Source organism: Novosphingobium album (ex Liu et al. 2023), assembly GCF_029076845.1.
Lineage (GTDB): Bacteria > Pseudomonadota > Alphaproteobacteria > Sphingomonadales > Sphingomonadaceae > Novosphingobium.
The window spans coordinates 76558-98236 of the sequence record NZ_JARESE010000019.1 but is presented as its reverse complement, the minus strand read 5'-3'; the positions used below and the strand labels follow the sequence as shown (position 1 = coordinate 98236).

General features: G+C 68.3%; 19 protein-coding genes. 13 read left to right on the top strand and 6 right to left on the bottom strand.

Annotation, left to right across the window (positions count from 1 at the left end; translation table 11 throughout):
- Positions 1–45 precede the first annotated feature (45 nt).
- The 9 genes from purB to PYV00_RS07450 all read left to right on the top strand — a co-directional run bounded on the left by purB (position 46) and on the right by PYV00_RS07450 (position 8092).
- Entirely contained in the window at positions 46–1359 is a 1314-nt protein-coding gene (gene purB / locus PYV00_RS07490) for an adenylosuccinate lyase (protein ID WP_275227655.1), read from the top strand.
- A gap of 159 nt (positions 1360–1518) precedes the next feature.
- A complete protein-coding gene (locus PYV00_RS07485; protein ID WP_275227654.1) occupies positions 1519–1875 on the top strand; it encodes a LapA family protein in 357 nt (118 codons plus the stop codon).
- Positions 1872–2549, top strand: a complete 678-nt coding sequence (gene pyrF / locus PYV00_RS07480; protein ID WP_275227653.1) for an orotidine-5'-phosphate decarboxylase — start codon at positions 1872–1874, stop codon at positions 2547–2549. The genes PYV00_RS07485 and pyrF overlap by 4 nt, the downstream gene beginning before the upstream one ends.
- 102 nt (positions 2550–2651) lie before the next feature.
- Positions 2652–3416, top strand: coding sequence for an SIMPL domain-containing protein (locus tag PYV00_RS07475; protein WP_428981614.1), 765 nt, complete (start codon positions 2652–2654; stop codon positions 3414–3416).
- Positions 3417–3464: 48 nt separating this feature from the next.
- Positions 3465–4106 carry a phosphoribosylanthranilate isomerase gene (locus tag PYV00_RS07470; RefSeq protein ID WP_275227652.1) on the top strand — a complete coding sequence of 214 codons (642 nt, stop codon included), beginning with the start codon at positions 3465–3467 and terminating at the stop codon, positions 4104–4106.
- 80 nt (positions 4107–4186) lie between these two features.
- Positions 4187–5428: a tryptophan synthase subunit beta gene (trpB, locus tag PYV00_RS07465; RefSeq protein WP_275227651.1), complete on the top strand. Its 1242-nt coding sequence runs from the start codon at positions 4187–4189 to the stop codon at positions 5426–5428.
- Positions 5429–5470: 42 nt separating this feature from the next.
- Positions 5471–5908, top strand: a complete 438-nt coding sequence (locus PYV00_RS07460) for an endonuclease domain-containing protein (protein WP_275227650.1) — start codon at positions 5471–5473, stop codon at positions 5906–5908.
- The gene (trpA, locus tag PYV00_RS07455) at positions 5905–6696 is read left to right on the top strand and encodes a tryptophan synthase subunit alpha (RefSeq protein WP_275227649.1); all 792 of its coding nucleotides are present in this window, start codon (positions 5905–5907) and stop codon (positions 6694–6696) included. The genes PYV00_RS07460 and trpA overlap by 4 nt, the downstream gene beginning before the upstream one ends.
- A gap of 55 nt (positions 6697–6751) precedes the next feature.
- Entirely contained in the window at positions 6752–8092 is a 1341-nt protein-coding gene (locus tag PYV00_RS07450; protein ID WP_275227648.1) for a bifunctional folylpolyglutamate synthase/dihydrofolate synthase, read from the top strand.
- Between the two features lie 13 nt (positions 8093–8105).
- Here PYV00_RS07450 and PYV00_RS07445 read toward each other — a convergent pair whose 3' ends face one another.
- From PYV00_RS07445 to PYV00_RS07430, 4 genes are read right to left on the bottom strand one after another with little or no spacing between them, the layout of a single operon-like run.
- The gene (locus PYV00_RS07445) at positions 8106–8873 is read right to left on the bottom strand and encodes an enoyl-CoA hydratase/isomerase family protein (RefSeq protein WP_275227647.1); all 768 of its coding nucleotides are present in this window, start codon (positions 8871–8873) and stop codon (positions 8106–8108) included.
- A 2-nt stretch (positions 8874–8875) separates the two neighbouring features.
- Complete coding sequence (locus tag PYV00_RS07440) at positions 8876–10147, bottom strand: acetyl-CoA hydrolase/transferase family protein (protein ID WP_275227646.1); 1272 nt, start codon at positions 10145–10147, stop codon at positions 8876–8878.
- Complete coding sequence (locus PYV00_RS07435) at positions 10144–11034, bottom strand: HpcH/HpaI aldolase/citrate lyase family protein (RefSeq protein ID WP_275227645.1); 891 nt, start codon at positions 11032–11034, stop codon at positions 10144–10146. The genes PYV00_RS07440 and PYV00_RS07435 overlap by 4 nt, the downstream gene beginning before the upstream one ends.
- Before the next feature lie 40 nt (positions 11035–11074).
- Positions 11075–12241, bottom strand: coding sequence for an acyl-CoA dehydrogenase family protein (locus PYV00_RS07430; protein WP_275227644.1), 1167 nt, complete (start codon positions 12239–12241; stop codon positions 11075–11077).
- A 162-nt stretch (positions 12242–12403) separates the two neighbouring features.
- On the opposite strand from PYV00_RS07430, the gene PYV00_RS07425 reads away from it, so the two are divergent.
- The 3 genes from PYV00_RS07425 to PYV00_RS07415 all read left to right on the top strand — a co-directional run bounded on the left by PYV00_RS07425 (position 12404) and on the right by PYV00_RS07415 (position 17142).
- Positions 12404–13624, top strand: a complete 1221-nt coding sequence (locus PYV00_RS07425) for a CaiB/BaiF CoA transferase family protein (RefSeq protein WP_275227643.1) — start codon at positions 12404–12406, stop codon at positions 13622–13624.
- 172 nt (positions 13625–13796) lie between these two features.
- The gene (locus tag PYV00_RS07420) at positions 13797–15617 is read left to right on the top strand and encodes a thiamine pyrophosphate-binding protein (protein ID WP_275227642.1); all 1821 of its coding nucleotides are present in this window, start codon (positions 13797–13799) and stop codon (positions 15615–15617) included.
- A 109-nt stretch (positions 15618–15726) separates the two neighbouring features.
- Positions 15727–17142, top strand: a complete 1416-nt coding sequence (locus tag PYV00_RS07415; RefSeq protein WP_275227641.1) for an aldehyde dehydrogenase family protein — start codon at positions 15727–15729, stop codon at positions 17140–17142.
- A gap of 92 nt (positions 17143–17234) precedes the next feature.
- Here PYV00_RS07415 and PYV00_RS07410 read toward each other — a convergent pair whose 3' ends face one another.
- Both PYV00_RS07410 and PYV00_RS07405 read right to left on the bottom strand, forming a co-directional pair.
- Positions 17235–18293: a M14 family metallopeptidase gene (locus PYV00_RS07410; protein ID WP_275227640.1), complete on the bottom strand. Its 1059-nt coding sequence runs from the start codon at positions 18291–18293 to the stop codon at positions 17235–17237.
- Positions 18281–19717 (bottom strand): hypothetical protein, encoded by a 1437-nt coding sequence (locus PYV00_RS07405; RefSeq protein WP_275227639.1) that lies wholly within the window; start codon positions 19715–19717, stop codon positions 18281–18283. Before PYV00_RS07405 ends, PYV00_RS07410 begins: the two co-directional genes overlap by 13 nt.
- Positions 19718–19925: 208 nt before the next feature.
- Here PYV00_RS07405 and PYV00_RS07400 point away from each other — a divergent pair, with 208 nt between their 5' ends.
- Positions 19926–21671, top strand: coding sequence for a thiamine pyrophosphate-requiring protein (locus tag PYV00_RS07400; protein ID WP_275227638.1), 1746 nt, complete (start codon positions 19926–19928; stop codon positions 21669–21671).
- The last annotated feature ends 8 nt before the right edge of the window (positions 21672–21679 follow it).

Below are 21679 nucleotides of genomic sequence, written 5' to 3'. Positions count from 1 at the left end.
CCCCGCGCCCTAGCGGCAGCCGCATCCAGCCAACCGGAGTCGAACATGGTCCCCCGTTATGCCCGCCCCGCGATGACCGCGATCTGGGAACCCGAAGCGCGCTATCGCATCTGGTTCGAGATCGAGGCTCATGCCGCCGTCAAGATGGGCGAGCTGGGCGTCGTGCCGGAAAGCGCGGGGCAAGCGCTGTGGGACTGGTGGGCGACCGACCCGGCGATCGACGTCGCCGCGATCGACGCGATCGAGGCCGTGACCAAGCATGACGTGATCGCCTTCCTGGACTGGGTGGCGCAGCAGGTCGGCCCCGAGGCGCGCTTCATGCACCAGGGCATGACCAGCTCCGACGTGCTCGACACCACCTTGAACGTCCAGCTCACCAAGGCGGCCGACATCCTGCTGGCGGACCTTGACGCGCTGCTCGCCGCGCTTCGGCGCCGGGCCGAGGAGCACAAGTATACCCCCACCATCGGGCGCAGCCACGGCATCCATGCCGAGCCGGTGACGTTCGGCCTCAAGCTGGCGCAGGCCTATGCCGAGTTCGCCCGCTGCAAGGCGCGGCTGATCGCGGCGCGCGCGGACGTGGCGACATGCGCCATCTCGGGCGCGGTCGGCACGTTCGCCAATGTCGATCCCTCGGTCGAGGAATATGTCGCCTGGAAGATGGACCTGGTGCCCGAGCCCATTTCCACCCAGGTCATCCCGCGGGACCGGCACGCGATGTTCTTCGCCACGCTGGGCGTGATCGCCAGCTCGATCGAGCGCCTCGCGATCGAGGTGCGGCACTTGCAGCGCACCGAGGTTCTGGAGGCGGAGGAATACTTCTCGCCCGGCCAGAAGGGGTCGAGCGCCATGCCGCACAAGCGCAACCCGGTGCTGACCGAGAACCTCACGGGCCTGGCCCGCATGGTCCGCGCCGCCGTGGTGCCGGCGCTGGAGAACGTGGCGCTCTGGCACGAGCGCGACATCTCGCACTCCTCGGTGGAGCGGTTCATCGGCCCGGACGCGACGATCACGCTCGATTTCGCGCTGGCGCGGCTGACCGGGGTGATCGACAAGCTGCTGGTCTATCCCGAACGGATGCAGAAGAACCTCGACCGGATGGGCGGCCTCGTCCACTCGCAGCGCGTGCTGCTGGCGTTGACCCAGGCGGGGCTCAGCCGCGACGAATCCTACCGCCTCGTCCAGCGCAACGCGATGAAGGTGTGGGAATCGGACGGGCAGCTCAGCCTGCTCGAACTGCTCAAGGCCGATCCCGAAGTCGCCGCCGCGCTGCCGGCCGAGACGATCGAGGAGAAGTTCGACCTGGGCTATCACTACAAGCAGGTCGATCGCATCTTCGATCGCGTGTTCGCCGCCTGAGGGTGTCGTCTGGAAGCGCGCCGTTGGGCCCGAGGCGGCACCGGCGCGCGCATTTCCAGACAAAATCCCCCAGCCGCACCGGGAATCTCCCGGCCTTCCCAACCGGCGCATTCCCGCCTAGCATTCCTTCGGGACTACAGGCGGGAACAGGAGGAAGCCTTGCAGGTCATTCGCACGATCCTGTGGATCGCCCTTACGGCGATCCTGGTGACATTCATCGCGATGAACTGGACGACGGTGCCGGTCAATTTCTGGCCCTTGTCCGATGGCAACTACATTCATTTCGAATGGCCGGTGGGCGTGGTCGCGCTGGTCTTCTTCGGGCTGGGCGCGGTGCCGATGTGGCTGCTCCACCGCGCGCGCCGCTGGCAATACAACCGCCGGATCACCGCGCTGGAAAGCAGCGTGCGCTCGGTCTCGGTCGCGCCGCCGCCCTCCCTGCCCGAGCTTGCGCCGGGCGATCCCGCCCCGCTGACCACGCCTGTGCCGAATACCACCACGGAAAGACCTGAATGAGCCAGAATCCCGTATATCTTGCCCTTGACCTGCCGCGTCTCGACGCCGCCGAAGCGCTTGCCCGCAAAGTTTCCGGGCACATCGGCGGGATCAAGCTCGGCCTCGAATTCTTCTGCGCGCACGGCCATCACGGCGTTCACGAGATCCACAAGATCGGCCTGCCGCTGTTCCTCGACCTCAAGCTGCATGACATTCCCAACACCGTCGCCGCCGCGATGCAGGCGATCCACGTGCTCGAACCCTCGATCGTCACGGTCCACGCCTCGGGCGGCCGGGCGATGATGGAGGACGCCAAGGCGGCGGCGGGCGAGAACTGCAAGGTCGTGGGCGTCACCGTGCTCACCAGCCTTGACGATGGCGACCTGAATGCGACCGGCGTTTCCGGCTCGGCGCACGAGCAGGCGCTGCGGCTGGCCGAACTGGCCCATGCCGCCGGGCTCGACGGCATCGTCTGCTCGGGCCACGAAGTCGGCGCGGTGCACGATCAGTGGAAGGACGGCTTCTTCGTCGTACCCGGCCTGCGCCCGGCCGATGGCAAGACCGGCGACCAGAAGCGCACCGTCACCCCGCGCGAGGCGCGCGACGCGGGCGCCAGCGTGCTGGTGGTCGGCCGCCCGATCAGCCGCGCCGAGGATCCGCTGGCGGCGGCCCGGGCGATCGAGGCGACGCTGTAGGCGGGATCGGCACCAGGCTGAACCTTGGGCGTTATCGGCGTTCAGGCCCGCGAAAGTGCCGAACGGCGATGAGCGGGCCGACGATCGAGGAGAGAAAAACCGATGTCCCTGAAGTCCGCCGTCCTGCTTGCCGCCGCCGCGTTCGCCGCCACCACCCTTGCCCAGCCCGCCATGGCCCAGCAGACCCCGGTGCCGACGCTGGAGGCCAGCCACACGCTGCTGACCGTTTCGGCGCAAGGCGCGTCCACGCGTGAGCCCGACATGGCGATGTTCACCGCCGGCGTCACCACCCAGGGGCCCAGCGCCAGCGCCGCCCTGGCCGAGAATTCCACGCGGATGACGGCGGTGATCGCCGCGCTCAAGCGCGCGGGCATCGCCGACAAGGACATCCAGACCAGCAATCTCAACCTCAACCCGGTCTACGCCCCGCCCAAGCGCCTGCCCGATGGCAGCTATGAAGCCGGCGATCAGAGCATCGTCGGCTATCAGGCGAACAACACCGTCTCGGTCCGCCAGCGCAAGCTCGACAACTTCGGCAAGGTGATCGACGCGCTGGTCACGGCCGGGGCCAACCAGGTCAACGGTCCCAACTTCATGCTGGCCAGGCCCGAGGAAGCGCTTGACGAAGCGCGGGTGGAAGCGATGAAGATCGCCCGCCAGCGCGCGCAGCTCTATGCCCAGGCGGCGGGCCTGCGCGTGGTGCGTATCATCTCGATCAGCGAGAACGGCGGCTATGCCCCGCAGCCGGTGATGTACCGCCGCGCGGCCGCCGACTCGCTTTCCGCCGCGCCGCCCCCGCCGCCGGTCGCCGCCGGCGAGCTGGAAATGAACATGGGCGTGACGGTGCAGTTCGAACTGGCGCCCTGATCGCCGGCAACGCTCGACATCCGGCCATGGCGCGCTAAGGGGCGTGCCATGGCCGCGCCGCTTATCAAGATCTGCGGGATCAACGATCCCGCCGCGCTCGACGCGGTGATCCGCGCGCGCGCCGACTACGCCGGCTTCGTGTTCTTCGCGCCCAGCCCGCGCAACCTTTCGCCCGCCACGGCAGCGGCCCTGGCGGCGCGGGCGCAGGGCCATGTCCGCAAGGTCGGCCTGTTCGTCGATGCCGATGATGCCGTGATCGCCGATGCGGTGGCGGCGGCGCGGCTCGACGCGCTGCAGCTTCACGGGGGAGAAAGCCCGGAACGCGCGGCGCACCTGAAGGCGCGCTTCGACCTGCCGGTGTGGAAGGCGCTGCCCGTCACTTCCCCCGCCGATGTCGCGCAGGCCGGCGCTTATGCGGGGGCGGCCGATCTCGTGCTGTTCGATGCCAAGACGCCCAAGGGCACGCTGCCGGGCGGCATGGGCCTCAGCTTCGACTGGAGCCTTGTCGCGCACTGGCAAGGGCCGCTCGCCTGGGGGCTGGCCGGGGGGCTCACGCCGGAAAACGTCGCCGAAGCCGCGCGGCTGACCGGCGCGCCGCTGGTCGATACCTCATCCGGCGTCGAAAGCGCGCCGGGGGTCAAGGACGCGGGCCGGATCGCCGCCTTCTGCGCGGCGGCACGCGGCGCATAACGATGGAACAGGGCCGGGCGCGCGCGCCCTTGCCACCGCCCGGTCTGGACAAGCCGGCGGCCCTCTGCCAAGCGCGCGGCATGAGTGTGAGTCCGCAGCCGAACAGCTTCCGCACCTTGCCCGACGAGCGCGGGCATTTTGGCCGCTTCGGCGGGCGCTATGTCGCCGAAACGCTGATGCCGCTGATCCTCGATCTGGAGAAGGAATACCGCGCGGCCAAGGCCGATCCCGCGTTCCAGGCCGAGTTCGACGATCTGCTCGAACATTTCGTCGGCCGCCCCAGCCCGCTCTATTTCGCCCCGCGCATGACCGCGCATTATCGCGAGGCGGCACCGCAGGGGATGGGCCCGAAGATCTATTTCAAGCGCGAAGAGCTGAACCACACCGGCGCGCACAAGATCAACAACTGCGTCGGCCAGATCCTGCTCGCGCTGCGCATGGGCAAGACCCGGATCATCGCCGAGACCGGCGCCGGCCAGCACGGTGTCGCCACCGCCACGGTCGCCGCGCGCTTCGGCCTGCCTTGCGTGATCTTCATGGGCGCCAAGGATGTCGAGCGGCAGAAGCCCAACGTGTTCCGCATGAAGCTGCTGGGCGCCGAGGTGGTGCCGGTGACGAGCGGCGCCGAAACGCTGAAAGACGCGATGAACGAGGCGCTGCGCGACTGGGTGGCGAACGTGCACGACACGTTCTACATCATCGGCACCGCCGCCGGCCCGCATCCCTATCCTGAACTGGTGCGCGATTTCCAGAGCGTGATCGGCAAGGAAGCCCGCGAGCAGATCCTCAAGGCCGAAGGGCGCCTGCCCGATATGCTGGTGGCCGCCGTCGGCGGCGGATCGAACGCGATCGGCCTGTTCCACCCCTTCCTCGACGATCCCGACGTGGCCATGGTCGGCATCGAGGCGGCCGGCCACGGCATCGCCAGCGGCCAGCACGCCGCCAGCCTCACCGGCGGCGGCCCCGGCATCCTCCACGGCAACCGCACCTATCTGCTCCAGGACGAGGACGGCCAGATCACCGAGGCCCACTCGATCAGCGCCGGCCTGGACTATCCCGGCATCGGCCCGGAGCATTCGTGGCTGCACGAAAGCGGCCGGGTGCGCTATCTGCCGATCACCGACAACCAGGCGCTGGATGCGTTCCAGCTGTGCTGCCAGCTCGAAGGCATCATCCCGGCGCTGGAAAGCGCCCATGCCCTGGCCGCGCTGCCCGAGCTAACCCTGACGATGGGCGAGGACCAGATCATCGTCGTCAACGTCTCGGGCCGGGGCGACAAGGACATCTTCACCGTGGCCGAAGCGCTGGGGGTGAAGCTCTAAAAGCCCTCTCCCCTTCAGGGGAGAGGGTTGGGAGAGGGGCAAGTGCGAGACGCAAGGCTGACTGGATATGCCAAAGCCATGCGTCAGCAGATGCCCGAACCCGAAACCCGCGTCTGGCTGCAACTGCGCGCCGGGCGGTTCGATGGAGTGAAATTTCGCCGGCAAAAGGTCATTGGCCGCTACATCGCCGATTTTGCCGCCAACGAGCCGAGGCTGGTCGTGGAGATCGACGGGCGGACGCACGATGCCGATGATGACTATGATACGGAACGGACGAGATTCTTGAATGAGCGCGGATATCACGTGATCCGCTTCACCAATCAGGATGTGATGACGAATATGGAAGGTGTGTTGATCAGGCTGGCCGAGACAATCGAGATGGCGCGCCGTGCCCCTCTCCCAACCCTCTCCCCTGAAGGGGAGAGGGCGTTGACGACGCAAGCCTTGCGCGCCTCTTCCCGCGAAGAGGAAACGCGATGACCGCCCGCCTTGCCAACGCCTTCGCCAGGGGCCGCCCCGCGCTCGTCTGCTTCATCACCGGGGGGGACGGCGATACCGCCGCCAATCTCGACGCGCTGGTCGCGGGCGGGGCCGACGTGATCGAGCTGGGGATGCCGTTCACCGATCCCATGGCCGATGGGCCGGCGATCCAGCAGGCGAACTTGCGCAGCTTCGCGGCGGGCACGAAGACCGCAGACCTGTTCCGCATCGCCGGCGAATTCCGCGCGCGCCATCCCGAAGTGCCGCTGGTGCTGATGGGCTATGCCAATCCCATGACCATTCGCGGCCCCGAATGGTTTGCCCGGGAATGCGCCAAAGCCGGCGTCGACGGCGTGATCTGCGTCGATATCCCGCCCGAGGAGGATGCCGAGCTGGGCCCGGCCCTGCGCGCGGCGGGCATCGCGCCGATCCGGCTGGCGACCCCGACGACCGACGCGGCGCGGCTGCCGGTGGTGCTCGATGGATCGGCGGGGTTCCTCTATTACGTCTCGGTCGCCGGGATCACCGGGATGCAGCAGGCCGCGCAAGGATCGATCGAGGATGCGGTCGCCCGGCTCAAGGCGGCGACGGACCTTCCCGTCGCGGTCGGCTTCGGCGTGCGCACGCCCGATCAGGCCGCCCGGATCGCGCGCGTAGCCGATGGCGTGGTGGTGGGATCGGCGCTGGTCGATCTGGTGGCGCGGCATGGCGCGGATGCGCCCGGCCCGCTGCGCGAGCTGACCGGCGCGCTGGCCGCCGCGGTCCATGCGGCGCGCGAGGTTGCGTGATGCGCGTCCTCCCCGGCGCGGGGAGGGGGAGCGCCGATAGGGTGGTCGAGAGGCCGTGAGAGACTTCGCCACGTCCGACAGTCCCGCCGTCCAGCGCCAGCTCGATCGGCTCGGCGCCCTGTCGCTGCCGCAAGGACGGCTCGGGCTCGATACGATCCGCGCCCTGCTCGCGCGGCTGGGCGATCCACACCGGCACATGCCGCCCGCGTTCCATGTCGCGGGCACCAATGGCAAGGGATCGACCTGTGCGTTCCTGCGCGCCGCGATCGAGGCTTCGGGCCAGGCGGTGCATGTCTTCAGCAGCCCGCATCTGGTGCGCTACAACGAACGCATCCGCCTGGCCGGCCGGCTGATCGAGGACGACGCGCTGGCCGAGCTGCTGGCCGAAGTGCTCGACGCGGCCGAGGCGGCGGGCATCGGCCCCAGCTTCTTCGAAGTGACGACGGCGGCCGCCTTCCTGGCCTTCGCGCGCGTGCCGGCCGCCGCCGCGATCGTCGAGGTTGGCCTGGGCGGGCGCTTCGATGCGACCAACGTGCTCGAAAGCCCCGCCGTCTGCGGCATCGCCTCGCTCGGCATCGATCACGAGGCGTTCCTGCTGGCGCCCGAGGAAGGCACGCCCCGGCCGCCCTTTTCGCGCATCGCGTTCGAAAAGGCGGGCATCGCCAAGCCGGGGGTGCCGCTGGTAACGCAGAACTATTCGCCCGCGATGAACCAGGTCATCGCCGATCAGGCCGCGCGGGTCGGCGCGCCGCTGTTCACCCGGCCCGACGACTGGCAAGTCACGCTGCGCGGCAAGCAGCTCAGCTATCGCGACCGGCATGGGTTCCTGCGCCTGCCGCCGCCACGCCTGCGCGGGCGGCACCAGATCGCCAATGCCGGGCTGGCGATCGCCATGCTGCGCCACCAGAGCGCTGTCGCGGTGCCCGATTCGGCGCTGGCGGCGGCGATGGAATGGGCGCGCTGGCCCGCGCGGCTGCAACAGCTTGGGCCGGGACCGCTGACCGGATTGCTGCCGCCGGGCACGCCGGTGTGGCTCGATGGCGGGCACAATGCCGACGCGGGCCACGCGCTGGCGAGCTTCTTCCGCCGGGCGGACCGCTATATCCACCTCGTCATCGGCCAGCTTGCCAACAAGAGCCCAGAAGCGATCGTGCAGCCGCTGCTGTCGCAACTGGCCAGCCTCAGCGTGGTGCCGGTGCCCGGCCATGAGCACCATGGCGTGGAGGCCTTCGCCGCGATCGCGCGCGGCGGACCCGCGCCCGAGGCCCGCGCCAGCGTGGCGGAGGCCCTGGAAGGGCTGCGGATCGGTCCCGCACGGGGCGAGATCGTGCTGATCGCGGGATCGCTTTACCTGGCGGGCGCAGTGCTGCGCGCCAATCGCGAGTTTCCCGACTGAGGCCGGCCCTAGCCTACCGGCCCTTCCACTCCGGCTTGCGCTTTTCGGCGAAGGCGCGCGGGCCTTCCTGCGCGTCCCCGGAATTGTAGGTGACTTCGTGGGCGGCGCGGGCGGCCTGCAGCGCGGCCCCGCGCCCCATCTCGGTGGCGAGCATCACCGTCTCGCGCGCGGCCTTGACCGAGAGCGGCGCGCCTTCCAGCACTTCGCGCGCCAGCTCCAGCGCCGCGTCCATCAGCACCTCGGGTTCGGCCAGGCGATTGACCAGCCCGACCTCGTAAGCGCGCTGCGCAGTGATCGGCCTGCCGGTGAGCATGATCTCCATCATGATCCGCTGCGGGATCATGTGGATCAGCGGCGCGGCCCAGGGGCTGCCGCGCCCGATCTTCACTTCGGTGATGGCGAACTTCGCGTTGGTGCTGGCCACGCACAAGTCGCAGGCCTGCGCGATCAGCCAGCCGCCGGCAAAGGCGAAGCCGTTGACCGCCGCGATCGTCGGCTTGGTCAGTTCCAGATTGTCGTAAGGCACCGGGATGAAATCGCGCGGCGGCACCTTCATCCCCGTCTCGACCATTTCCTTGAGATCGCCGCCCGCGCAGAACGATTTCTCGCCCGCGCCGGTCAGGATGGCGATGCGCAGCGCGGCATCGTTCTCAAAGCGCAGCCACGCCGCGCGCAACGCCTCGCGCACTTCGCGGCTGAGGCAATTGCGCTGCTCCGGCCGGTTGATCGTGATCACCGCGATGCCATCGTCGCGGGCATCAAACAGCACGGGTTCGCTCATCGTCAGAATCCCCTCTTGGCAATCGCGTGCGCGGCGCGGTCCAGTTCCGCGCGGAAATCCGGGTGTGCCACCGCGACCAGCCGGCGCGCGCGCTCGGCCAGCGAGCGGCCCTTGAGTTCGGCCGCGCCATATTCGGTGACGACCACGTCCACTTCGCTGCGCGCGGTGGTGACAGGGCCCGACAGCGCGGGCACGATCTTGCTGATCGTCCCGCCTTTCGCGGTCGAGGCGAGCACCATCAGCGAGGCGCCGCCCGGCGAGCGCGCGCCGGCGCGGACGAAATCGACCTGCCCGCCGGTGCCGCCGAGATAGGCCGCGCCCGATTGCTCGGCATTGACTTGCCCGGTCAGGTCCACTTCCAGTGCCGAATTGATCGTGACCAACCGCGACAGCCGGCCAAGCACGGCCGCATCGTGCGTATAGCTCGTCGGCGTCATGCGGATCGCCGGGTTGTTCGCCGCCCAGTCATAGAGCCGGCGCGTGCCGATCAGCGCGCCGTTGATCGAAATGCCGGCGTCGATCTCCTTGCGCGCGTTGGTCAGCACGCCGGCTTCGGCCAGATCGACCAGGCCGTCGCCCAGCATCCCGGAATGGACGCCCAGGTCCTTGCGATCGTGCAGCAGGCGCAGGATCGCGTCGGGCACCGCGCCCACCCCGGTCTGGATCACCGAGCCGTCGCCGATATAGGCCGCGCAGTGCCGCGCGATGGCCTCATCAGTCTCGCCGATTTTCGCGGGCGCCACTTCCACCGGCGCGCGGCTGACCGTGACCGCGACGTCGATCGCCGATGCCGGGATCGTCTCGCCCGGCACATAGGGTACCTGTTCGTTGACTTCGGCGATCACCACGCGCGCCCGGTTTACGGCGGCGCGCACATAATCGCTGATCAGGCCGCAGGAATGGTTGCCCTGCGCGTCGGCCGGGCTGACCTGGATCATCGCCACCTCGCAGCCGATCACCCCGGTGGCGATCAGCGGGCCGACCTGGCTGACGTGGACCGGGATCACGTCCAGCGCCTGCTCCCTGGTCATGGCCCGCAGCGCGCCGATCGCGCCCATCGACGAGAGGCGAAAGGCACTGGCGGTCTCGGGCGTGAACAGCCCGGAAAAGCTGGTGGCGATGAACGCGCCCAGCCCGCCGATGCCGGCCCCTTGCGCGATCAGCGCCTCGACCAGCGTGGTCGGCTCGCCGCAGGCCTGGCCGAAGACCACGCGGTCTCCGGCGCGCAGGAACCCGCCAAGGTCCAGATCGGCCGCGGCGACCCGGATCGTCACGGCTTGCCGGCCTGGCGCAGCAGCCGCTCGGCCCGGGCGAGATAGGGCCGGTCAAGCATTCCGCCCTTCCAGCCGATCGCGCCGACGCCGGGGTTGGCGGCGAAGAGATCGACGATCTCCTGCGCCTCGGCGATTTCCGCGTCGGTCGGCGTGAAGGCCGCGTTGATCACGTCGATCTGCGCAGGGTGGATCGCCAGCATCCCGCGATAGCCATCGCGCCGGACACGCTCGGCCCGCAGGCGCAGCGCTTCCAGATCTTTGAAATCGGCCGAGATCGTCTCGATCGCGGTCACGCCGGCGGCGGCCGCGCCCAGCACGGTCAGGCTGCGGGCGAGTTCATAGGTGAAGGAATAGGAACCGTCCGCATTCCTGTTCGAACTGGCGCCGATCGAATCGGCCAGGTCTTCCGCGCCCCAGGTCAGCGCGACGACGCGCGGCGCGCCCTTGTAGTCGCCGGTGTGGAACATCGCCTCGGCCGTCTCGGTGATGAGCACGATCACCGGGGTGGAGCCTTCCTCGATCCCGTGGGCGACTTCGAGCGCGGACAGGCAGTGGTCGAGCTTTTCGACATCGGCGCGGCCATAGACCTTGGGCAGCATGATCCCGCCGGGCCGGGCCGGCATGATCGCGGCCAGATCGGCCAGGGTATGCGGGCCGTCGAACGGATTGATCCGCACCCACAGGCGCTGGCGTTGCTCGGGATGGGCCTTGATGAAATCGTGCACCATCGGCCGGGCATGGGCCTTGTTGTCGGGCGCGACCGCGTCTTCCAGGTCGATCAGGACGATGTCGGCCGGCCCATCCATCGCCTTGGTCATCTTCTTCTCGCTGTCGCCCGGCGCGAACAGCCAGGAACGGGCGGAAATCGGTTCGTGGGTAACGGGCATGGACTATCCTCTCGTCACGGTGAGCTTGGCGTTGCCTTTGTCAGTAGGACTTCGGCAACTCAAGCACGCGCTCGGCGATGTAGTTCATGATCTGGTGCGGGCTGACCGGGGCGATGCGCGGGATCAGCACTTCGCGCAGATAGCGCTCGACATGGTATTCCTGCGCATAGCCCATGCCGCCCATCGACATGACCGCGGTCTGGCACGCCTCATAGCCGGCCTCGGCGGCCAGGTACTTGGCGGCATTGGCCTCGGTGCCGCAATCCTCGCCCTTGTCGAACAGGGTGGCAGCCTTGAACACCATCAGGCTGGCCGCCTCCACCTGCATCCACGCCTTGGCCAGCGGGTGCTGGATGCCCTGGTTCTGGCCGATCGGCCGGCCGAACACCACGCGCTCGCGCGCATAGCGCGATGCCTTCTGGATCGCCACGCGGCCAAGGCCGGTCGCTTCGGCACCGAGCAGCACGCGCTCGGGATTGAGCCCTTGCAGCAGGATCCTGAAGCCCTGCCCTTCGGCGCCGATGCGGTCTTCCTCGGGAATGAACAGGTCGGTGATGAACAGCATGTTCGATCCCACCGCGTGGCGGCCCATCTTGGGGATCAGCCGGTGCTCGATATGCTCACGATCAAGCCGGGTATAGAACAGGGTCAGCCCCTCGGTCTTGCGCTTGACCTCCTCGAGCGGGGTGGTGCGCGCGATCAGCAACATGCGATCGGCGACATGGGCATTGGTGATCCAGATCTTCTCGCCGTTGACGCGGTAGCCGCCCGCGACCTTTTCGGCCCGGGTCTTGAGGCTGGTGGTGTCGAGCCCGGTATTGGGCTCGGTCACGGCGAAGCACATCTTTTCCGCGCCCGAAAGGATCGGCGGGATCATGCGCTGCTGCTGCTCTTCGGTGCCGAACAGGATCACCGGCTCCAGCCCGAAGACGGGCCCGTGGATCGCCGAGGCCGCCGTCATGCCGCCACCGCTTTCGGCCACGGCCTGCATCATCACCGCCGCCTCGGTGATGCCGAGCCCCGAGCCGCCCACCGATTCGGGCATGGCGACGCCCAGCCAGCCGGCCTCGGCCATCGCCATGTGGAAATCGGTGGGAAATTCGCCCGAACGATCATGCTCCAGCCAGTATTCGTCGGGGAACTGCGAACAGTGCCTGAGCACTGCCTCGCGGATGTTCTGCTGGTCTTCGGTGAAGGAGAAATCCATGGGCCCGACCTTTCCGGCGCAATCCTGTCCGGCGGGCGCGGTAGCAGCGCGGTCGGGCCAAGACAACTGGCCAATGTCCCGATATTCGCCCAATGAACCGAAATACGAATAGACGAGACTGATGGCCTCGGCTAGCAGGCCAGGATCGACGCGGAGGATGCGATGGAAGAAACTGCCCGGGAAGACGCCGCCCGGCCGACCGGACCGCTCGCGGGCATCAGGGTGATCGACCTGACCAGCGTGGTCTTCGGGCCTTACGCCACGCAGATCATGGCCGACATGGGCGCCGAAGTGATCAAGATCGAGCCGCCCGCCGGCGACAACACCCGCTGGATCACCACGGGCCCGGTGCCGGGCATGGGCGGCATCTATGTCAACGTGAACCGGGGCAAGAAGAGCGTGATGCTCGACTTGCGGCAGGAAGCGGACAAGGCCGCGCTCGAAAGGCTGATCGCCACCGCCGACGTGTTCATCCATTCGATGCGCGGCAGCGCGATCGCCAAGCTGGGCTTCGATTACCCGGCGGTGCGCGCGATCCGCCCGGACATCATCTACACCAATTGCTACGGCTATTCGCGGCGCGGGCCCGAGGCGGACAAGCCGGCCTATGACGATACCATCCAGGCCGAATGCGGCATTCCCTATGTGCAGGGCCTGATGAACGGCGAGCCCGGCTTCGTCGCCACGATCATGGCCGACAAGGTGGCGGGCCTGCACGCGCTTTACGCCACGATGATGGCGCTGTTCCACCGCGAGCGCACGGGCGGGCGCGGCAAGGGCGAAGGCCAGGAAGTGGAAGTGACGATGTTCGAGGCGATGACCTCGTTCATGCTGGTGGAGCACGCCAACGGCGCGATGTTCGATCCGCCCACCACCCCGGCGCATTACCACCGCGCGGTCGAGAAGAACCGGCGGCCCTACCGGACCAGGGACGGCTATGTCGCCGCGCTGGTCTATAACGACAAGCACTGGGCCGCCTTCATCGACGCGGTGCGGCCAGCATGGGCCAGCGCCGAGTTCGACAGCCTGGAAAAGCGCGCCCGGCAGATCGGCCGGGTCTATGGCCTGCTGGGCGAGACCTTCCTGGAACGCACGACCGACGAATGGATCGCGCTGCTGGGCGAACTGCACATCCCCTGCGCGCGCCTGCGCACCACCGACGAACTTTTCGCGAACGAGCACCTGGCCACGATCGGCTTTTTCGAAACGGTCGACAGCGATCAGGGCCCGGTCACTTTCCCGGGCGTGCCGACGTGGTTTTCCGCCACTCCGGGCCATGTCGCCGGCCCCGCGCCGTTGCTGGGCGCGGATACCGAGGCGGTGCTGGCGGGGCTGACCGATGACGCCCCGGCGATGGCCGGAGCGCGGGCCGCGACGAAGTAGACAGTGCTGTTGATTTGAACTGGCAGGCCCCATCCACTTGGGCTAACAGCGAATCCAAGTCGAACCTTGGGAGGGTGGCCAGCCAGAACGCGCGATCGGGATGGAGCGGACGCGGCCAACGCCGCAACGCAATCCGCGCTTTTCAGCCAACCAATTGACCTCCCTTGAGAATTTGAACCAGACCTACAGGACCGAGATCAGGAAAGGCAACACGATGTACGATGACCAGCCTCAGGCGGAAACCAAACAGGCGGCAAGCGCGGGCATACCTGTATACAAGCGTATGCTCGACCTGTTCGAGGCCGAGGGAATCAAGACGCTGTTCGGCATTCCCGATCCCAATTTCGTTCACTTGTTCCTCGAAGCCGAGACGCGCGGCTGGACCGTCGTTTCCTCGCACCACGAGGCCGCGACCGGCCACATGGCCGCCGCCGCGGCGCGCATCACCGGCAAGCCTTCGGTCTGCATCGCCACGCTCGGGCCCGGCATGGCCAACGCGATGCCCGCGATCCAGTGCGCCAAGGTGGAGAACGACCCGGTCATCTTCATCGGCGGCCAGCGCGCCCGCATCACCGAGCGCCGCGTGCGCCGCGGCCGCATCCAGTTCGTGCGGCAGGAGCCGATGATCGAGGATTCGGTCAAGTTCTCCAGCTCGATCGAATATGCCGACCAGGTGGACGAGATCGTGCGCGAGGCGATCCGCGTCTGCATGTCGGGCACGCCCGGGCCGGCCTATATCGAATATCCGGCGCACGTGATCCTGGAGGAAGTGCCCAACACGCCGATCCTGCCGCCCAGCCGCTATCGCCTTACCATGCAGGGCGCCGACGGCGATCGCATCGCCGAAGCGGCCAAGATCATCGCCGAAGCCAAGAAGCCGGTGCTGCTGGTCGGCCACGGCGTGCACACCTCGAAATCGGGCGCGGCGGTCAAGGAACTGGCCGACCTGATGCAGTGCCCGGTGATCCAGACCTCGGGCGGCACCAGCTTCATCGAAGGGCTGGAAGACCGCACCTTCCCCTATGGCTTCTCGGAAGTCTCGATCGACGCGGTGGTGGAGAGCGACTGCTGCGTCGCGCTGGCGACCGAGCTGGGCGAGCCTTCGCACTATGGCCGCTGGCGCCACTGGGTGGACAACGAGGCCAACCGCAAGTGGATCTACGTCCAGCAGGACCCCACCGCGATCGGCGTCAACCGCCCGATCGACGTGCCGCTGGTCGGTGACGTGCGCGCAGTGGTGCCGCAGCTTTCGCGGGCGCTGAAGGAACTGGGCGGCCGCAAGCCGTCCGAGGAGCTTTCGGCCTATATCCAGCGCGACGCGCAGCAGCTCGTCGAACTGGCCGAGGAAGCCGCCGGCAAGCCCGACGGCAGCGAAAGCCTGATGCACACCAGCCAGTTCGTCACCGAAGCGACCAAGGCCTTCCCCAAGGACGGCATCATGATCCGCGACGGCGGCGCCACGGTGATCTTCCAGTGGACCTATTCGCAGTGCAAGCCCAAGGACGTGATCTGGAACCAGAACTACGGCCACATCGGCACCGGCCTGCCTTATGCGACCGGCGCGATGCTGGCCGACCGGGCGCAGACCGGCAAGTCGCGCCCCGGCATGTTGCTGACCAGCGATTCCTCGTTCCTGTTCCACATCGGTGAGCTGGAAGTGGCCGTGCGCGAGAACCTGCCGCTGGTCTGCGTCGTCGGCGTCGATTTCCAGTGGGGCCTCGAAGTGGGCGTCTACAAGCGCACCTTCGGCCAGGGGACCAGGGAAACCGGCACGCACTGGTCCGACAAGGTTCGCTTCGACAAGATCGCCGAAGGCTTCGGCTGCTATGGCGAATTCGTCAGCAAGGCCGCCGACATCGGCCCGGCCATCGCCCGCGCCTATGCCAGCGGCAAGGTCGGCGTGATCCACGTGCCGATCGATCCCAAGGCAAACTCGGAGGAAATGCCCAACTACTCCGAATTCCGCACCTGGTACGCCGAAGGCACGCAGTAAGAAGGCGACCAACGCCGCAGTTTTCACGGCGCGTCGCCCTTGCGGAAGGGCGGCGCGCCGGTGACGTTCGGGGCCGCAAACGCCCCGTTCGCGATCCCCGGGAGATGTTATGCGCGAATATCTGAAGTTCTACATCGACGGCCAGTGGGTCGATCCGGTCACGCCCAAGACGGCCGAAGTGATCAATCCGGCCACCGAGGAAGTCTCCGGCACGATCTCGCTCGGCTCGCCCGATGACGTGGACCTTGCCGTCGCCGCCGCCCGCAAGGCTTTCGCGACTTATTCGGAAACCTCGGTGAAGGACCGGCTCGACCTGCTCGAGACGATCCAGGCGGAATACCTGAAGCGCGAGCAGGAACTGGGCGAAGCGGTGATGGAAGAGATGGGCGCGCCGCGCTCGCTCGCCTGCGGCTTCCACACCCTGCTGGGCAAGGGGCACCTGGGCACCGCGATCGAAGTGCTGAAGGAATTCAAGTTCGAGGAACAGCGCGGCGTCACCATGCTGCGGCGTGAGCCGATCGGCGTGTGCGGCCTGATCACCCCCTGGAACTGGCCGATGAACCAGACCTGCGTGAAGATCTTCCCGGCGCTCGCCACCGGCTGCACGATGATCCTCAAGCCGCCGCAACTGGCACCCTATTCGGCCCAGATCCTGGCCGAGATCCTGCACGCCAGCGGGGTGCCCGCCGGCGTGTTCAACATGATCCAGGGCCAGGGCAGCGTGATCGGCGCGGCGCTTTCGAAGCACGAGGACGTGGACATGATCTCGTTCACCGGGTCCGAGCCGGTGGGCGTGCAGATCCAGAAGGACGCGGCCGACACGGTCAAGCGCGTCGGGCTGGAACTGGGCGGCAAGAGCGCGTGGATCGTGCTCGACGATGATGCCATGGCCGCCAACGTCGCGGGTGCCACCGCCGGCATGATGGGCAATTCGGGCCAGACCTGCTCGGCCGGATCGCGCCTGCTGGTTCCCGCCGCGCGCATGGACGAAGTCAAGGCCGCCGCCGCCGAGGCCGCCAACGGCGTCACCGTGGGCGATCCGCAAGGCAACTTCGCAATGGGCCCGGTCGTGTCCAAGAGCCAGTACAACATCATCCAGGACTATATCGAGAAGGGCCTGGAGGAAGGCGCCGAACTGATCGCGGGCGGCCTGGGCCGGCCCGAAGGGCTGGACAAGGGCTGGTACGTCAAGCCCACGGTGTTCGTCGGCACCAACCAGATGGTGATCGCGCGCGAGGAGATCTTCGGCCCGGTGCTCGTCATCATCGGCTACGACGATCTCGACCATGCGGTCGAGATCGCCAACGACAGCCCCTTCGGCCTGGGCGGCTACGTCAGCGGCAACGATCTGGAAACCGCCCGCGCGGTGGCGCGCAAGATGCGCACCGGCGCGATCTGGGTCAACGGCGGGTTCGATTTCCACGCCCCGTTCGGCGGCTACAAGCGTTCGGGCAACGGGCGCGAGTGGGGCGAACTGGGCTTCCACGAGTATCTGGAAACCAAGGCCATCGTCGGCTGGGGCTGACCGTAACAGACTCCGGCCGGGGCTGATGCCCTGGCCGATGGGATCAGGGCGAACCCGGCGCGGGCGGCGATCCGCCTTCCGCGCCGGCGCCTTCAGGCGATCGCGCCCGGCGGCATGTCGTGGCCGCCCACGCGCTCCATCAGGTAGCACAGGCAATCCTGGCGGATGACGCGTTCATCGCAAGTCAGCATCGCCGGCATGGCATCGCGGCGCAGGCGCAGCACGCCGCCCCGGGTGCTGAAGAACTTGCCGGCCACATCGCGCCCGGCTTCGTCCACCACCTCCACCGGCATGGCATGGCCCGTCTCGCCAAAGCGCGCGCCGGCGGGCATCTCGCGAAAGTTCATGCGGTCTAGCCCGGCATCGAAGCGCAGCCCAGCCGCGTCCGCCGCGGCGCCGATCGCCACGTCCGGCCGCACGCGCACCACCGCCATGGTGTGATAGAGGTCGATATCCTCGTGCCGCAGCGGGTGATCGGGAAAGGCGGCAAGGCTGAGCGCGGCATCGACCAGCCGCGCCGCCGCCGTGGCGTTCGCCGCCACTCCGGGCTGGCCGCATTCGGCCGTGATCGCCGGGATCGCGCCGGCGAACGAGGCGGTCTGCGTGCCGGGAATGCCGCGAAACCACACCGCGATGCGCGAGAACAGCGCGGCCAGATGCAGCGTGCGGGGATCGGGGCCGCAGACCACCGCGTAATAGGGATTGAGCCCGGTGTTGTTGTGCAGGTCGATCGCGGCGAAAGGCTGGCGGGCCAGCACGCGCGCGTGGACTTGCGCCATCACCGCCGCCTCGGGCGTGCCCGCGTGCGCGACGGTGCCGGGCCAGATCCGGTTGTAGTCCGGCTGGCCGTCCAGCCGCCGCAGGCCTTCGCGCGCGGCGCTGACATTGCCGACCAGCAGCATCAGCGCGCGCGGCAGCGCATGGCCGGCACGCGCGCGCAGCAATTGCTGGATCGCCGCCAGGCTCGACGTTTCGTTGCCGTGGAGCAGGATCGAGACGAACAGCGGCGCGGCCCGTCGGCCGGGCAGTTCGATCAGGGTCGGTTCGGGCAGCAGCCGGTGCAGATCGCGCGGCGCGCAGTCCAGAAAGCCGTCAGGCAGCGAATCGCGTATCGTCAGTTCGGGCACCGCAAGCGTTCCTACAACGGCCATTCGTGAACCGCCATGCCGCTGCGCTGGTGTTCGAGGTATTCGGCGGTGAGCCGGAACAGATCGCCATGCCGCGCGTGATGCGCCAGTTGCCAGGCCGCGCCCGTGCGCCCGCTGGCCAGCCGCAGGCCGATCACGTCCAGATAGCGGTCGATCAGCCCCGCCGTCACGCCCTGGCGCGCCAGCCCTTCGCGCGCGAGCGGCAGGAGTTCGGCCAGCACGTCGCGCACCGGCTGGATGCGCCCGTCCAGCCAGATGACTTGCGCGTCCAGCCCATGCTTGGCGGCGGTGTAGAAATTGGCCCGCGCGCTGGCGAAGGACAGCCCCTCGCGCCCCGGCCGCGAGACTTGCGCCAGCATGTGCACCGCGCCGTAGTAGAACGCGGCATTGGCGATCATGTCGATCACGCTGGGCCCGGCCGGCATGATGCGGTGCTCCAGCCGCAAGTGCGGCGTGCCATCCGCGTCGAAGCCCACCAGCACACGGTTCCAGCGCCAGATCGTGCCGTTGTGCAGCCGCAGCGCGGCATAGCGTTCGACCGGCTCGTGCGGCGGCACGGGCAGCAGCACCGGATAATCGCGCAAGTTCTCGGCGAAGATCGCGGTGGGATCATCGCCCAGGTAGCCGGCGCCGAACGTGACGCGGCGGTGATCGCTTTCGCCCGTGCGCGGCGGGGCCTGTTCCAGCGCCTGCTCGAAGATCGGGATGCGGCTTTCGTGCCAGAGCGGCTGGCCGAACAGGAACGGCGAATTGGCCGCGATCGCCACCAGCGGCGCGCTCAGCAGCAGCGAGGCGTTGAACAGCGCGGGCAGACGATCGCACGGCGCCTGCAAGTGAAGCTGGAACGATGTCGTCGCCGCTTCCAGCATGACATCGCTATGGCACGTGCGCAGGTGCGCGCCTTGCGCGTCGGCGCAATCGATGTCGATCCGCAGCGGCGCGCCCCGCCGCGCCTTGCCCAGTTCGGCATTGAGCGCGAGGTAGCGGTTCGATGGCGTGATATTGGCCAGCGACAAGTCGCTTTCGCGCAGCGTCGGCAGCGTACCGATGGCGATCACGGTATCGACATCGTCATGCGCGGTGCCGATGCAGCGCCGCCAGCTTGCCGCCAGCCCGCGCTCCAGCCGCAGCAACCCGTCGCCCGCCAACATCTGCGGCGGGCCGTTCAGCTCGATGTTGAAGCGCGACAGCTCGCTCACCACCATGGGATCGCGCAGCCGCGCCAGGAAGCTCTGGTTATGCGGGGCGGGAAAGCAGTTGCGATCAATCAGCCAGGCTTCCAGCTCAAAGCCGATGCGCGGCCCTTCGCGCGACAGGCGGCCTTCGGCAAAGCCCTGGCCCAGGCTGCGCGTCTCCAGTTCCAGCCGCTGCCGGAACGCGGCGAAGTCCGCTTCGCGGAAACCGGCGGTTTCGATGTCCTGGCCCACCTGCTGCCCCATCCTGCACGGTGCGAGAAGCCTGGCGACTAGGGCCGTAAAACCGCGATTGCCATGACCAGGATCAAGCCCGGGCCATGCAATGCACTGGCCGCGCCGGTTTTGCCTTGAAGAAACATCGGTAACGATATATATCCTCGCAAGCATCGGTTTGCCAAAGCCGATCACGCAGCGATCACCAGCCGGACAGCCTACCCCGATGACGTTCCCCCAGACCCAGGATTCCCCGGCACCCGCGATCGCCACGGCCTCTTGCCTGCTGCTGGAGGGCCTGCGCGCCATCGGCGTGGAGCATGTCTTCGCCAATTTCGGCACCGATCACGCCCCGATCATCGAGGAATTCGCCCGCTGGCGCAGCGCGGGCCGGCCTGCGCCCAACGTCATCCTGTGCCCGCACGAAAGCGTCGCGGTGCATATGGCGGCCGGTTTCACGCTGGCCACCGGCCGCTCGCAGGCGGTCTTCGTCCATGTCGACAGCGGCACGGCCAATGCCGCGATGGCGCTGCACAACCTGTTCCGCTGGCGCGTGCCGCTTTTGCTGATGGCGGGCGTCGCGCCGTTCACCTCGTTCGGCGAACTGCCCGGATCGCGCGACACCTACGTCCACTTCATCCAGCAGCCGTTCGATCAGGCCAGCCTGGTGCGGCCTTACGTGAAGTGGGAATATACCCTGCTGTCCGGGCTTTCCGCCGGCGAAGCGCTGCGCCGCGCGCATACCGTGATGAATTCCACGCCCAAGGGCCCGGCCTATCTGATGCTGCCGCGCGAGATCCTGACGCAGCAGTGGCCGGCCGACGCGGCGCCCGCCTTCCCGGCCGAGACCGCGCCCCCGCTGGAACCGGCCGGCGCCGATCCCGCCGCGATCGAGGCCATGGCCGAACGGCTGCTGGCCGCGCGCGATCCGGTGCTGCTCACCTCCTATGCCGGGCGCGATCCGGCCGCTTCGGACGCGATCGCCCGGCTGGCGGCGCTGGCCGGCATCCGCGTGGTCGATTACCTTTCGGTCCACAACATCGGCTGGGAATTCCCCGAATTCGGCGGGATCGCGCCTGGCCCGCTCGATACGGTGGATTTCGGGCTGCTGGTCGATATCGAAGTGCCGTGGATTCCGCTGACCGCGCGCACCAGCGAGGCGACGTTCTGGGCCCAGATCGACGTGGACCCGATCAAGGCGGGATCGCCGCTCTGGCCCTTTCCCGTGCACATGCGCCTGCAAGGCCGGGCCGCGCGCATCCTCGAACAGCTTGCCGACACGATCGAGCGCCGCGCCGCGCCGGACTTTCACGCCGCCGCGCGAGCCCGCCGCGCCGCGCTGGTCGCCGCGCGCACCGCCCGGCTGGCCGAGCGTGACCGGCTGGCGGCCGATCCCGGCGCGGCGGGCGGCATCAATCCGCACCATTTCTGCGCCCTGCTGGGCGAGCGGCTGGCCAAGAGCGACATCGTGATCAACGAGGCGGTGACCTCGCAGGCCACTGTCGCCATGCAGATCCCGCGACCGCTGCCGGGCACGATGATCAGCAATCCGGGCGGCGGCCTGGGCGCCTCGGGCGGGGTCGCGCTCGGCGTCAAGCTCGCCCGGCCGGACGCGCGCGTGGTCCAGATCGTCGGCGACGGGACATTCTATTTCAACAACCCCACCGCCGTCTTCGCGGTCGCCAGGGCGCAGGCCCTGCCGATCCTGACCGTGGTGCTGGACAATAGCGGCTGGGGCGCGGTGAAAGGCGCGGTGCAGCGCGTCTATCCCGCCGGCATTGCCCAGGCGCGCGAGGAATTCCATTCGCGCCTGCCCACCGGCATGGACTTTGCCCGGACGGTCGAGGCGGCCGGCGGCTATGGCGAGCAGGTGGCCGATCCCGCCGCGATCCCCGCCGCGCTCGATCGCGCGCTGGCCGCTTTGGCCGAAGGGCGCAGCGCGCTGCTCCACGTCATGGTCCGGCCGCATTGAGCGCGCGA

Bases quoted from the DNA above. Each gene is read 5' to 3' on its own strand.
- purB (WP_275227655.1), top strand. From the start codon at position 46: ATGGTCCCCCGTTATGCCCGCCCCGCGATGACCGCGATCTGGGAACCC.
- pyrF (WP_275227653.1), top strand. From the start codon at position 1,872: ATGAGCCAGAATCCCGTATATCTTGCCCTTGACCTGCCGCGTCTCGAC.
- PYV00_RS07475 (WP_428981614.1), top strand. From the start codon at position 2,652: ATGTCCCTGAAGTCCGCCGTCCTGCTTGCCGCCGCCGCGTTCGCCGCC.
- PYV00_RS07470 (WP_275227652.1), top strand. From the start codon at position 3,465: ATGGCCGCGCCGCTTATCAAGATCTGCGGGATCAACGATCCCGCCGCG.
- trpB (WP_275227651.1), top strand. From the start codon at position 4,187: ATGAGTGTGAGTCCGCAGCCGAACAGCTTCCGCACCTTGCCCGACGAG.
- trpA (WP_275227649.1), top strand. From the start codon at position 5,905: ATGACCGCCCGCCTTGCCAACGCCTTCGCCAGGGGCCGCCCCGCGCTC.
- PYV00_RS07445 (WP_275227647.1), bottom strand. From the start codon at position 8,873: ATGAGCGAACCCGTGCTGTTTGATGCCCGCGACGATGGCATCGCGGTG.
- PYV00_RS07435 (WP_275227645.1), bottom strand. From the start codon at position 11,034: ATGCCCGTTACCCACGAACCGATTTCCGCCCGTTCCTGGCTGTTCGCG.
- PYV00_RS07430 (WP_275227644.1), bottom strand. From the start codon at position 12,241: ATGGATTTCTCCTTCACCGAAGACCAGCAGAACATCCGCGAGGCAGTG.
- PYV00_RS07425 (WP_275227643.1), top strand. From the start codon at position 12,404: ATGGAAGAAACTGCCCGGGAAGACGCCGCCCGGCCGACCGGACCGCTC.
- PYV00_RS07415 (WP_275227641.1), top strand. From the start codon at position 15,727: ATGCGCGAATATCTGAAGTTCTACATCGACGGCCAGTGGGTCGATCCG.
- PYV00_RS07410 (WP_275227640.1), bottom strand. From the start codon at position 18,293: ATGGCCGTTGTAGGAACGCTTGCGGTGCCCGAACTGACGATACGCGAT.
- PYV00_RS07400 (WP_275227638.1), top strand. From the start codon at position 19,926: ATGACGTTCCCCCAGACCCAGGATTCCCCGGCACCCGCGATCGCCACG.